11 protein-coding genes are annotated in these 12,580 nt (G+C 61.9%); 8 read left to right on the top strand and 3 right to left on the bottom strand.

The features are described from left to right. Positions 1–49: 49 nt before the first annotated feature. On the top strand, positions 50–1,105 hold the full coding sequence (locus J5N58_RS21010; RefSeq protein ID WP_244712856.1) for a serine hydrolase domain-containing protein: 1,056 nt from the start codon (positions 50–52) through the stop codon (positions 1,103–1,105). A 79-nt stretch (positions 1,106–1,184) separates the two neighbouring features. Here the strand turns inward: J5N58_RS21010 and J5N58_RS21005 are convergent, their stop codons facing one another. Together J5N58_RS21005 and J5N58_RS21000 are read right to left on the bottom strand one after the other, a co-directional pair. Next, positions 1,185–1,709, bottom strand: coding sequence for a PRC-barrel domain-containing protein (locus tag J5N58_RS21005; RefSeq protein WP_113442156.1), 525 nt, complete (start codon positions 1,707–1,709; stop codon positions 1,185–1,187). 193 nt (positions 1,710–1,902) lie between these two features. Further along, positions 1,903–2,790, bottom strand: a complete 888-nt coding sequence (locus J5N58_RS21000) for an SMP-30/gluconolactonase/LRE family protein (protein WP_112830952.1) — start codon at positions 2,788–2,790, stop codon at positions 1,903–1,905. Positions 2,791–3,200: 410 nt separating this feature from the next. Between J5N58_RS21000 and J5N58_RS20995 the strand changes: the two genes are divergently transcribed. The 3 genes from J5N58_RS20995 to apbC all read left to right on the top strand — a co-directional run bounded on the left by J5N58_RS20995 (position 3,201) and on the right by apbC (position 6,862). After that, positions 3,201–3,938: a helix-turn-helix transcriptional regulator gene (locus tag J5N58_RS20995; RefSeq protein WP_112830953.1), complete on the top strand. Its 738-nt coding sequence runs from the start codon at positions 3,201–3,203 to the stop codon at positions 3,936–3,938. A gap of 161 nt (positions 3,939–4,099) precedes the next feature. Next, the gene (locus tag J5N58_RS20990; protein ID WP_244712854.1) at positions 4,100–5,326 is read left to right on the top strand and encodes a CmpA/NrtA family ABC transporter substrate-binding protein; all 1,227 of its coding nucleotides are present in this window, start codon (positions 4,100–4,102) and stop codon (positions 5,324–5,326) included. Positions 5,327–5,713: 387 nt separating this feature from the next. Further along, the gene (apbC, locus tag J5N58_RS20985) at positions 5,714–6,862 is read left to right on the top strand and encodes an iron-sulfur cluster carrier protein ApbC (RefSeq protein WP_244712852.1); all 1,149 of its coding nucleotides are present in this window, start codon (positions 5,714–5,716) and stop codon (positions 6,860–6,862) included. 97 nt (positions 6,863–6,959) lie between these two features. Here apbC and J5N58_RS20980 read toward each other — a convergent pair whose 3' ends face one another. Continuing rightward, entirely contained in the window at positions 6,960–7,433 is a 474-nt protein-coding gene (locus J5N58_RS20980; protein ID WP_162757501.1) for an Hsp20/alpha crystallin family protein, read from the bottom strand. 233 nt (positions 7,434–7,666) lie between these two features. Here J5N58_RS20980 and J5N58_RS20975 point away from each other — a divergent pair, with 233 nt between their 5' ends. From J5N58_RS20975 to J5N58_RS20960, 4 genes are all read left to right on the top strand, one after another. Then, positions 7,667–8,644, top strand: a complete 978-nt coding sequence (locus tag J5N58_RS20975; protein ID WP_414900542.1) for a magnesium transporter CorA family protein — start codon at positions 7,667–7,669, stop codon at positions 8,642–8,644. A 16-nt stretch (positions 8,645–8,660) separates the two neighbouring features. Continuing rightward, positions 8,661–10,562, top strand: a complete 1,902-nt coding sequence (locus J5N58_RS20970; protein ID WP_112830957.1) for a potassium transporter Kup — start codon at positions 8,661–8,663, stop codon at positions 10,560–10,562. 159 nt (positions 10,563–10,721) lie between these two features. Continuing rightward, positions 10,722–11,888, top strand: coding sequence for a cell wall hydrolase (locus J5N58_RS20965; protein WP_112830958.1), 1,167 nt, complete (start codon positions 10,722–10,724; stop codon positions 11,886–11,888). A gap of 289 nt (positions 11,889–12,177) precedes the next feature. After that, positions 12,178–12,540, top strand: a complete 363-nt coding sequence (locus J5N58_RS20960) for an AtpZ/AtpI family protein (protein ID WP_244712847.1) — start codon at positions 12,178–12,180, stop codon at positions 12,538–12,540. The last annotated feature ends 40 nt before the right edge of the window (positions 12,541–12,580 follow it).

Raw genomic sequence — 12,580 nt, 5'->3', positions numbered from 1 at the left:
GGTCCCTCCGAGCGCTGGAAATCGCGCCGGGAGCCTGGAGAGGACGGATATGGAAGGCGGATCTCGCATATTTGAACAGTCGGCAGGGACACGTTCCGGCGACAAACCCGATTCCGTCGCCCGTCTTGAGGCGTGCCTTTCGCGGGAGCCGGCAGCGATGGCGCTTGCGGTTCATGAGGGCGGTATGGTGTGGGGGATCGCCTCCCCGGCCGCTGCCCGGCTCTCCCTCGATGCGGCATCTCCGATGCGCAGCGCCAGCAACACCAAGACCTTCGTCGCGGCCACCATCCTGAGGATGTGGGAGGAGGGTGAACTCGGTCTTGATGATCCCCTAGGGACGCTGGCGAGCCCGGCGATTGCCGATATCCTCCGCCGGGGCGGTTACGATCTCGACCGGATCACCGTCCGGCATCTGCTCAACCATTCCGCCGGCCTCTACGATCACGCCGACGACAGTTTCCTCGATCTGGTGCTGGAGGCGCCCGGGCGGCGCTGGACCCGGGAGGAACAGGTCCGCCTCTGCATGACCCGCGGCGGACCGGAAAGCCCTCCGGGAACGCGGTTCCGCTACTCCGATACGGGCTATATCCTTCTCGGCGATATCATTGAGACACGGCTTGGCCGGTCGCTGGCGTCGGCGGTGCGTGAGCGCATCGGCTTCGATCGTCTCGGCCTGTCAGCGACATGGTGGGAAGCCATCGAACCGGCACCGCCCGGAATATCGCTCCAAGGGCGGCAGTTCTTCCGCAAGAGGGACGTCTTCCATTTCGATCCGACAATGGATCTTTACGGCGGCGGCGGGCTCGTCATGTCGGCTGCGGATCTCGCACGCGCCATGGCGGCGATCTTCGAAGGGCGCGTCTTCCGGCAGGAGGCGACGCTTGCGGAAATGCTGAAGCCTGCGCCCCACGAAGGCGAAGCGGATTACCGGTTGGGCATTTTCGTCAGCGGCCAGGGCGAAAGCCGGTTCTTCTGGCACATCGGTTTCTGGGGCTCGGCCGCCTATTACCGGCCGGCGCGGGGATTGTCCGTGGCAGGATATGCCTCGCGACGGGAGGATCGTTCTCGCCTCATGCAGATCATCGAGACCGAGATGATGCGGTGAACACCAGCGGAGCGCGCAACGAAAAAGGCGGCGCACCTGGCGCCGCCCATCGGATGTTTCGCACTTCCCCCGTTCCGGGTCACTGATCGACCGTCGACGAGGTGGTGGTGCGGTCGAGGCTCTTGAATTCCGGCGCGGCCTTCAGGCTTTCCGCCGTTTCGGTCGTCGTCAGGCGAACCTCGTTCTTTGCGGTATCGTGGGTCACCGTCAGCTTGTTGAAAGGAATGGCGACATCCTTTTCACCGATACCCAGGAAGCCGCCGACGCCGACCACTGCGGCCACGATGCCGCCCTTGTCCTCGAGAATCAGGTCGTTGATGTCACCGATCGATTCATTGCCCGAGGTGTAGACGGACTGTCCGATGAAGTCGTTGGCGCTGATCTGCGTCGTGCTCTGCTGCGTCAGATAGGAACCCGTGGCTGCAGCGGTCGAATCCGTCGGGGCCATGGTGTTTGTCGAAGGAGCGCTTCCCGTCGCATCCGGTGCCGGGGCTGTCGGGGTTGCCGGTGCCGGGGTGGTTGCATCCTGGGCATAAGCAAGCGGTGCTACCGCGGTGGTGCCGAGCAGCAGTGCTGCAGCAAGGGTGTTGAGGGTCTTCTTCATGATGGACCTACCTTTCCTCTCAGATGGTCTTGGCGACTGGCGCGACCGTGCCGGAGGCGGAACGATCGCGTCGGTTCGAGAGGAAAATGTCCGAGGCCCGCAATCGTTCCCCTTGGAAAATCAAGTAAATTTTCCAGAAAGCAGGGAACAATCGTCAACTTGCCGGGTTAGGGCCCTCCTTTGAAAGGGCGTCTCAGAGACGGAAGCGCGGCGCGTGCTGTCCCTTCACGGGAATGCCGAGTTCGAAGGTTGCGCCACACAAGGCGTCCGAGGTGCGTCCGGCCTCGTCGAGACCTTCCCAACAGGACGTCACCATCAGCCGGTCCGCATCCGGGCCGAAAAAGGCGGGGCAGGTGACCCGCTTGGCCGGCATTTCGTAACGGGCGATATGACGGCCCTCGGCGTCGTAGCGGTCGATTGCGCCGCCATCCCAGCGGGCGTTCCAGATCGTCCCCTCGGCATCGACGACCGAACCGTCGAACACGCCTTCCCGATCCGTTCCATCGATCAAAACGCGCGCTTCTCCGACCGGCAGGCCGGTATCGGGATCGAGATCGACGCGCATCAGTTTGTTGACCTTCGAATCGACGAAATAGCCGATCTTCCCGTCCGGCGAAAAGCAGATCGAATTCGGAATGCTGATCTTGTCGAAGATCCGCGTCACCTTGCGTCCGGCGACATGATAGATGGCGCCGGCCCCGTCTGCCGCATCCTTGCCCATGGTTCCGATCCAGAGCGCACCCGAGGGATGCACGCGCCCGTCGTTGGAGCGGTTGCCCGGACGGTCGGGCTCGAGTTCGACGAATGGGGTGAGCGCGCCGCTTGCCCTGTCGCGCAGGAAGAGCCCCGAATCGCTGGCGATGAGTTGGCGCTCGTCATCGACGATCGCAAGAACGCTGCCCATGAAGGGGAGCTCGTGGCGGGTCGCGGTATTGGTGTCAAGCTCCAGGGACCAGAGCGCCTTGCCGAGAATGTCGAACCACCAGATCGTGTGGGTCTGCTTGTCGTAGACAGGTCCTTCTCCAAGCTCCAGCCGGTGATCGACCAGAACATTTCCTGCGAACGAATGATGTGACGGCACGCGATTTTCTCCCTGATTCCAGATGGCCTGACGGCAATTTGGAAACCTTCGCCTTCATGGACAGGGGTTTACGGTAAAATAAAGTTGGCTTCTGGACTAGTCCGGGTTTCTGCGTCTAATGTCCCTGACAATAGGCAATGCGGATTCGTCTGCACATTGATACGCACGTCCTCCTTCGGAATTTGCTTTATTTCGAATGGGAAATATACAACGTGTAAGATGCATTTCATAAGAGCCGCAGTCAGAGGTAACATGACGGGGCTTCAGGGGTGACTTATTTCATTTCCGGCTTGCTGGTTCCTCCGGCTGTTTTGCGCTCGTCGTTCCTCTCCGTTCGAGAGAGGCTGGTCGTCTAAGGAGAGAGACTTGTTGTTTTCTGGTCCCTGGAGTCATGCGAAGAAACATTTGCCATGACCGAGATTGAAACCGACGCTGCCGAACGTACCGCCGCCTACGTTGCCGAAATCGGCAGCTTCAAGACCCAGTTCGACGTTTTTCGTTTCATGAAGAGGCTGACGGAATCCTATGGCGCCCGGGCGTTCATGGTTCTCAACATGCCGTCGCCGACGTCTCTCGATCTTTCCAGCAATTCCATCATTACCAACTGGCCGGCAGACCTGCTCACCGAATACGACCAGGCGCCCCTTTTGGCCACCAGCCCGGTGCTCGTGCGGCTGCGCACTTCCACCACGCCCTTCACCTACGACATCGAGCATGTAGCCAAGCAGCGCGATCCCCGCACCATGGAAATCTCCCGCACGCTTTTCAGCCGCTTCCGGATGGAGCGGGGAGCCTATTTCCCCGTGCATGACGCAGCCGGCATGCGCGGTGCCGTTTCCTTCTGTGGCGACCGGCCGGTATTTTCCACGGCGGAGATGATCGAACTGACGTTTCTCTCCGTTCATATCTACAATCGCCTGGCCGAGATCCGCGATCTCGACAACCGCGCGACCGACATGCTCACCGAGCGTGAGATCGACTGCCTGAACTGGACCGCCGCCGGCAAGACCAGTGTCGAGATCGCCGAGATCCTCGGGCTCTCCGAGCATACGATCAATCATTATCTCAATCGGGCGACCAAGAAGCTCGATACGGTCAACCGCACCCAGGCCGTGGCCAAGGCCCTTAGGCTCGGCCTCATCAAGTAACGCTCGTTCCGCCCGCTTGCCGTTGCATCCTATTTGCTTTTCGGCAAGAAATGCGGGCATGGACGTTGATCGAGATGCAAATCCCGCCCCCGTGATATCGAGGGTCCGCCCGCAGAGAACGCGTCCTGGTGGCGCAGTCGGTGAGCCGGAGGGCAGCGACCATGTCTGACCGGCCCGAAATCGTCCTCGGCTTTCTTCCTTTGCTGGACAGCGCAGTCCTGATCGCCGCGCTGGAAAAAGGCTTTGCCGGTGACGAAGGGGTGAGGCTTTCGCTGGTGCGGGAAACATCCTGGGAAAAGATCCGCGAAGGGGTCGGCGCCGGCCGCTTTCACGGTGCCCATATGCCGGCGCCGATGCCGATTGCCTGCAATCTTGCGCTGGTGCCGATGGAGGTGCCTCTGGTCGCGCCGATGGCGCTCGGGCTCGGCGGCAATGCGATTGCGGTGTCCGTGCCGCTCCACCGCCGGCTGACGGAAGCCGGCATGCCGCCGGATCTCGATCCGCGCCGGGCAGGCGAAGCCTTGAGGGCGGTGATCGATGAAGGCAGGCACCGGGACGAGCGGCGCCTGCGGCTTGCGGTCGCCCATCGTCTGTCCTGCTGTCACTACGAACTGAAATACTGGCTGGCCGCCTGCGGCATCGATCCTGCCCGGGACGTGGAGATCGTCGCCTTGCCCGCCGGATTGATCGGCGAGGCCCTCGAGCAGGGCAGTCTCGACGGATGCTGCCTCGCCGAGCCGTGGAACAGCCGCATCGTCGAACGCGATCAGGGGCGGATTGTTACCGTAAAGTCGGCGCTTTGGGCCTCCAGTCCCGGCAAGGTGCTCGGCATGTCGCAGCGGTGGAGCGAGGACAATCGGCTGGCGCTGGAGGCGCTGGTGCGCGCCCTCTACCGCGCCGCTCAATGGTGTTCGAGTGCGGCTAACATAGAGGAACTCGCCGGAATTCTCGCTGCGCGGCAGTATCTGGCGCTGGACGGCGAATTGCTGCTTCCCGGCCTCACCGGTCTGTTGGCGATTGCGCCGGGCGAGGTGGTGGAGGTTGGCGACCTGCTGCTTTTCGAAGGCCGTGCCGCGACCTTCCCCTGGCAGAGCCACGCGCTGTGGTTCTACAGCCAGATGGTCCGATGGGGTGACTGTCGCCACACGGACCTCAACGCCGCCGTTGCCCGTGACAGCTATCGCCCGGATATCTACAGGAATGCGCTGAAACCCGTCTTCGCGCCGTTGCCCGGCGCCAATCTGAAGGTGGAGGGAGCGCTGGCCGCCCCGCAATATGTCGGCGTCTCGAAAGGCCGGCTGATGCTCGGACCGGATGGCTTCTTCGATGGCAGGATCTTCGATCCGGACCGGATCGAAGCCTATCTGGCGCAACAGACCGTGGAATGACTGCTGCATTTTTGTGCCATGCATCACGCCGGCGCACATTCGGCAGGCATATTCCAACGGGGTCGCATTTTCGGCCATGCCTGTCGTTCTTGTGTTATCTACATGAAATTTATGTGAAATTTACCGAGCATAAAAACTGGCACGGTTTCTGCATTGCAATAGGCAAGTCCAGAGGGGACGCTGCAAGGCACCCAAAAAAGGTGCTGCAAGGACAAGCCGCTGTCGTAGATGTCATGGTCAGGCATCCTTCGACGGCGGCTTTTCCGTTTCGAGCGATACCCGGGCGCATCTGCCGCATCCTCTTTTGCGTATGCCGCGCCGTTTGCCGGTTGGCGAAGGTCGTGTGGTCGACTATCTACGCTTTATGAGAATTCGAAAGAGGATGGCATGAGCGCACTCACCAGAGACCAGGTTCTGGAAACCCTGAAGACCGTTCGCGGCCCGGATCTCGAACGCAACATCGTCGAACTCGGCATGGTGTCGGATGTCTTCATTTCCGATGGCAAGGTCTATTTTTCCATCACCGTTCCGGCTGAGCGCGCCCGCGAACTGGAGCCCTTGCGCCAGGCGGCCGAGCGTGCCGTCAAGTCCATGCCGAGCGTGAAGGGGGCTCTCGTCAGCCTTACGGCGGAAAAGAAGCCGGGCGCCCCGTCGGCGGCGCCCGCCCGGCCCCATGTCCATGGCCATCCCCATGCCCATGGCCCGGCGGCCGGCGCGCCGCAGCGGCCGGCCAAACAGAACATCCCCGGCATATCGGCGATCATTGCGGTCGCTTCCGGCAAGGGCGGCGTCGGCAAGTCGACGACGGCCGTCAATCTGGCCCTGGCGATGAAGGCCAACGGTCTGAAGGTCGGCATTCTCGACGCCGACGTTTATGGCCCGTCCATGCCGCGGCTTCTCGGCATCGCCGGACGCCCGCAGCAGATCGAGAACCGCATCATCGTGCCGATGGAAAACTACGGCATCAAGGCGATGTCGATGGGCTTCCTGGTCGATGAGGGAACCGCGATGATCTGGCGCGGCCCTATGGTCCAGTCGGCGCTGATGCAAATGCTGCGTGAAGTCGCCTGGGGCGATCTGGACGTGCTGGTGGTCGACATGCCGCCCGGCACGGGCGATGCCCAACTGACCATGGCCCAGCAGGTGCCGCTTTCCGGCGCGGTCGTTGTCTCGACGCCGCAGGATCTGGCGCTCATCGATGCCCGCAAGGGCCTCAACATGTTCAGGAAGGTCGAGGTGCCGGTCCTCGGCATCGTCGAGAACATGAGCTATTTCATCGCGCCCGACACCGGCGCGCGCTACGACATTTTCGGCCATGGCGGCGCGAAGGCCGAGGCTGAAAAGATCGGCGTTCCCTTCCTGGGCGAGGTTCCCCTGACGATCGCCATACGGGAGACCTCGGATGCCGGCACGCCGGTAGTGGTCTCCGACCCCGAAGGCCCCCAGGCCAGGGTTTACCGGGAGATCGCCGAAAAGGTCTGGCAGGGCCTGCAGTCGGCCTCCGGCCGCGCGGCTCCGTCCATCGTCTTCGAATAATCGGGAACACGAAACCGGCTGCCCCGCCGGCAGCCGGTTTCCGTAATTCGTCCGCCGCCCCAGGCGGACAGGGGCGGCGGGTTAGCGCGACCTCTTCTTATTTTTCGATCGCGATCTTGCGCTCCACGGGAGCCGTTCCCGGCTTCTTGGGAAGCGTTACGGTCAGCACGCCGTTCTCGAATTTGGCCGAGACGGCAGCCTCATCGACTGTCGCCGGCAGGCGCATCGAACGCTGAAAGCTGCCATAGCGCCGCTCGACGACATGGTAGTTGTCCTTGTCGTCCTTTTTTTCCATCTTCTTCTCGCCCTTCAGGGTGAGAACTCCGTTCTGGATGGAAAGATCGACGTCCTGCTCGCTGATCCCCGGCAGTTCCGCCGTCAGCGTGATTGCGTTGTCGTTTTCGGCGATATCGATCGACGGGGCGATGAATTTCTCGCCTTCGGCGCCGCTCAGCAGGCTTCGCTTGCCGAAGAAGCTCTCAAGGGCCTGGTCCATCTCCTTGCGCAAATCCGCGAAGGGGCTGTCGGACCAGAGGCTTGGAAGAAAATTCGACGATCTCTCGTTCATCATGTCCTCCATTGGAAATACCCAGCCGCCACGGTCGCAATGGTATGTGAAGATGATGGCAGCGCTTTGATGCAGGTCAATTTGCGACACGGCTTCTTGACCTTTTTCGGCTGATGACAGGGCCGGAGGTCGCACATAGAGTGGGTTCGTTAATTCCGCTTGCATTTTTTCCGGAAGCGGTGTTTGTCTCGCCGGCCAAAACGGGGACTTTGGGGCGCTATGAGAGTGTCTGCAATTTGATCAGAGCCTATCACGTGGATGGAAGGGCCGAGGTCATCCAGGCCGACGATGCGCGCCATGCGCTCGACGCGGATGTCTTGTGGCTCGATCTGATCCATCCGGATCTTGCCGAGGAAGCATTGGCCGAGCGTCTGCTCGGCGTTCCTCTGCCGACCCGCGAAGACCTGAAGGACATCGAACCGTCGAGCCGGCTTTACGTCGAGGACGGCGGCATTTACATGACCGCCTCGCTGGTGTGGAAGGCGGAAGCCGTCCTTGCCGAACTGACCGATGTCGCCTTCATTCTGGCCGGCAACCGGCTGGTCACCATTCGCTATGCTGAGCCGAGGGCTTTCGCGCTTTTCAGTTCCGCCCTGCTGCGCATGCCGGGAAAATACCGGACGGGTGCGGAACTCATGGCGCGATTGCTGGAAACGATCGTCGACCGCACGGCCGAAGTGCTTGAAATCGGCGTTGCCCGGCTTGACGAGCTTTCAACGACCGTATTCGTCGATCGCAAGGTCGCCAAGCGCCGCCCGCCGCGTTTTCTGGAAGACAAGCTGCTGGATATCGCCAGCCATCACCGCCTGGTCAGCAAGGCGCGCGACAGTCTGGTCTCTCTTTCCAGGCTGGTCGCCTTCCTCCGGTCCCTGCCCAAGGTCCGCGAGGACAAGGAGGCGGAGGAATTGTGCGGTATCGTCGCCCACGACATCCAGTCGCTGTCCGAGCACGCGGCTTTCGTCTCGAACAACATCACCTTCCTGCTCGATGCTTCCCTTGGCCTCATCAACGTCGAGCAGAACGCCATCATCAAGATCTTCTCGATTGCGTCCGTGGTTTTCCTGCCGCCGACGCTCGTCGCCTCCATCTACGGGATGAACTTCCAGTTCATGCCCGAACTGACATGGACCTACGGCTACGCCCTCGCTTTGCTGGCGATGCTGTTGTCCGCCATCATCCCCTTCTTGTTCTTCCGCTGGAAAGGCTGGCTCTGACGAGCCTGATTGCCCTATGACCCAGGAAAACTGCGAAAATCCGCACCAGAGCAAAAGCTGGCGAAGTCTGTTCACACTGGCGCTCGGCTCGGTCGGCGTCGTCTATGGCGATATCGGGACAAGTCCCCTTTACGCCTTCCGCGAGGCTTTGAAGCCGATCGGCCATGACGGCATCACGCGCGTCGAGATCATCGGCCTGATTTCGCTCATCATCTGGTCGCTGACGATCATCGTCACGATCAAATACGTGCTCTTCCTGCTGCGCGCCGACAACGAAGGCGAGGGCGGCACGTTGTCGCTGCTTGCCCTTCTGTCCAAGAATGCCGGCGGGCATGGCGCCGTCCTGATGGTTCTCGGACTGGTCGGCGCCGCGCTCTTCCTCGGCGATTCGATGATTACGCCCGCCCTGTCGGTGCTGTCGGCGGTCGAGGGCCTGAAGCTCGTGGCTCCCGACCTTGCGAACTACATCGTGCCGATTTCGGTCGGAATCCTCATCGGCTTGTTCGCGGTGCAATCCCATGGCACGGGAGCCGTCGCCAATTTCTTCGGCCCGATCACGGCGCTCTGGTTCCTCGTCATGGCAGCAGGCGGTGTTCTGCACATTGCCGACGATTTCTCCATCCTCACCTCCTTCAATCCGTGGTACGCGATCGATTTCATGCTCCGCGAGAAATTCCTCGGCGTCGTGGTACTGGGTGCCGTCTTTCTGACGGTGACGGGGGCGGAAGCACTTTACGCGGATCTCGGGCATTTCGGCCGCCGCCCGATCCAGTGGGCTTGGTTCGTGCTGATCTTTCCGGCGCTGGTGCTGAATTATCTCGGCCAGGGTGCACTGGTCATGAAGCACCCGGAGACCATTTCGGACCCCTTCTACCTGATGTTCCCGGAATGGGCGCTGCTTCCGGTCGTCATTCTGGCGACGGCCGCGACGATTATCGCCAGCCAGGCGGTCATCACCGGCGCCTTCTCCCTCGTGCGCCAGGCGATCCATCTCGGCTTCCTGCCGCGCATGCAGATCATGTTCACCTCGGAGACCCATACCGGCCAGATCTATCTGCCGTCGGTCAATGCGCTGCTGCTCTTCGGTGTCCTGGCCCTGGTCCTGCTGTTCGGAAGCTCCGAGGCGCTCGCCACCGCGTATGGCATCTCGGTCACCGGCGCGATGGTGGTGACCACCGTCATGGCGTTCGAGTTCGTCCGCACCCGCTGGAAATGGTCGCCGGCGCTGGCGACTGTCTCGCTGCTGCCGCTGCTGGCGCTGGAGCTCGTCTTCCTCGGCGCCAATATGCTGAAGATCCACGATGGCGGTTATGTGCCCGTGCTGTTTGCCGGCGGCTTCACGGTCGTCATGTGGACCTGGCGCAGGGGTACCTCGATCCTGTTCGCCAAGACGCGCCACGCAGATGTGCCGCTCCAGCCCTTTATCGTCTCCATCGAGAAGAAGAGCGAACATGCACCCGTTGCCGTTCCCGGCACAGCGATCTTCCTGACCAGCGATCCGGAAACCGCACCGGCCGCGCTGCTGCATAACCTCAAGCACAACCATGTTCTGCACGAGCGCAACATCATCCTGACCATCAGGACGGTGAACCGGCCGCGCGCCACACCGGCCGAACGCTTCGTGGTGGAAAACCTGTCGGAGCGCTTCAGCCGTGTCGAGATCCGCTTCGGCTTCATGGAAACCCAGAACGTCTCCAAGGCGCTCGCCAGCCTGCGCCGCGGCGGTCTGAAGTTCGACATCATGTCGACCTCCTTCTATCTCGGGCGACGCAAGCTGGTGCCCGACGCCAAGTCCGGCATGCCCTACTGGCAGGACCGCCTCTACATTTCGCTTGCCAATGCGGCGGCCGACCCGTCGGACTATTTCCGGCTGCCGGCCAATCGCGTGGTCGAGCTCGGTTCTCACGTCATCATCTGAGGCATCCTTGCCAATCACGAAAATGTCAGGCCGCCGGTCGTTTCCGGCGGCCTTTTTCGTGCCGGAACGGGCGACCGCGCCGGCGTCCGTTAACCATGCATCAAGGTTAATGCGAGATGTTTTTCTAATGTAGCCGTGGTCACGTGTGGAGTACCGGTTTTGCGTTCGAAAAGCCGTCTGTTGAAGCTGTCCCGTTCCCGTTTCGATAAATGGGCCTCGCCTGTCGTCTTCGGTCTGGTTTCCTGGCTTGCCTTCCCGTCCATCGCAGCGCAGGGCGATCTTGCCGGCCTGATCTCCGGCCAGGACAGGGGCTCTGCCAATTGGCGCATGGTGCTGACTGCGTCGCCTGCCGGCTCGCTGCATCAGGCCCAATTGGCCTTCGCCGAAACGGGTTCGTCGGCCCTGTCCGAAGAGAGCGGCATGCTGTTGCCCGATGGCCGGAAGATCGCCTTCGACGGCGGCAAGAAGGCCGCCGACCCGCGACCCGACGAGGATCGGGTGACGCGCGCGCTGAAAAAGGGCCGCGTCGTCGCAATCGAACCGATGTTGCCGCCGAGGGCTTTCACTGCCGGCTCCGTCCTGAAACGCACCAGTTCGCTGCTAGATCCCCGCAAGCGACCGTCGGAAGAGACGGCCTTCGTCAAGCCGAAGGGCAAGCCGGTCGAGCTCGCCAGCTTCTATTTCAAGAAGAAAGAGCCGAAATACGATCCTGGCGTGCCGAGCATGCTGGCTGGCCTCGTGACCAATCGCCACGCCGACGTGCTGGCGACCGCCTATGCGCCTTCCGATCCCGATTATGCCCGGGTCTCGCCCTTCGACGCGATCCTGAAGGACCGGCAGGAGGGGCGTTTCGTGCCCCAGATCGGACCGGATGACCACGCCTGGGCCGCAAGCGTTCTGCCGCCTTCCGTGTTTTCCGCCCGCGAACAGCAATGCCTCGCCTCCGGCATCTATTTCGAGGCGCGCGGAGAATCGGTGAAGGGACAGGCGGCCGTCGCCCAGGTGATTCTGAACCGCGTGCGCAATCCGGCCTATCCGGACACCATCTGCGGCGTGGTCTATCAGAACGAGGACTGGCGCAATCGATGCCAGTTTTCCTTCGCCTGCGACAACATCAAGGACCGGGTGAACTCCCAGTACCACTGGAAGGTGGCCCGCGAGGTGGCGCTGGCGGTCACGGCCGGCAAGATCTGGCTGAAGGAAGTCGGTTCGGCGACCCATTATCACGCTCTTTATGTAAGGCCGGCCTGGGCCCGCACCATGAAGAAGGTCGGCCGCATCGGCCTGCACGTCTTCTACCGCACCTATGGCGGCGGCTGGAGCTGATCCTCGCGGAGCCGGGTGTCATTTCGGCCCGCCCGCCCGCCGATTCCGCGGCCAAGTGACCCGGTTTGACCGCCGTCATGCAGCCCAAATCGGTACTTGCGACTTAAGTCTATGATTTTCCCCGGTTAATTTGTGGTGAAACTTGGGCCCTCAATGCCTTGACTATGGGGGCTCTCAAAATTATGGTGCGCCCGACTTCAGAACGGGCCGGAAGGGCATTTTCCTGCCGTTTCTTGTGTTCCTGGCGGGCCAAGCGGCTGCCTGACTCGGAGAACGGACGGAGGAAGCCATGACGGATGACGATCGGGAAGGTCTGGAAGAGCGTCGCAGGCGCCTTGCCGCCGAACTGGCGAAGCGGGGAGCCGAGGCGAGGGGTGACGAAGCCGCGGAGCAGAGTGCCGAGCAAAGCCGCAAGGGTTATGCTCAGGCCATGAAGCTTTCGAGCGAATTCATTTCCGCCATCGTCGTCGGTGCCATTCTGGGCTATCTCTTCGACCGTTTTATCGGCACGGCGCCGTGGGGCATGATTATCTTGCTGCTGCTCGGTTTCTGTGCCGGTGTGTTGAACGTGCTTCGTTCGGCGGGTGTCGTTTCGACGCCCCATCCGGCGGATCGCGGTGGGCAGACGAAGAATGGGCGTAACGACGGCTGAGGCCGGCTGGAGCGCAAGTCAGGCAGATCCCCGCCCATGC

The sequence above is a fragment of the Paenirhizobium cremeum genome (assembly GCF_022884085.1).
GTDB lineage: Bacteria > Pseudomonadota > Alphaproteobacteria > Rhizobiales > Rhizobiaceae > Allorhizobium > Allorhizobium cremeum.
Note: the sequence above shows the minus strand (reverse complement) of the source record. Positions and strands in the feature narration are given on the sequence as shown.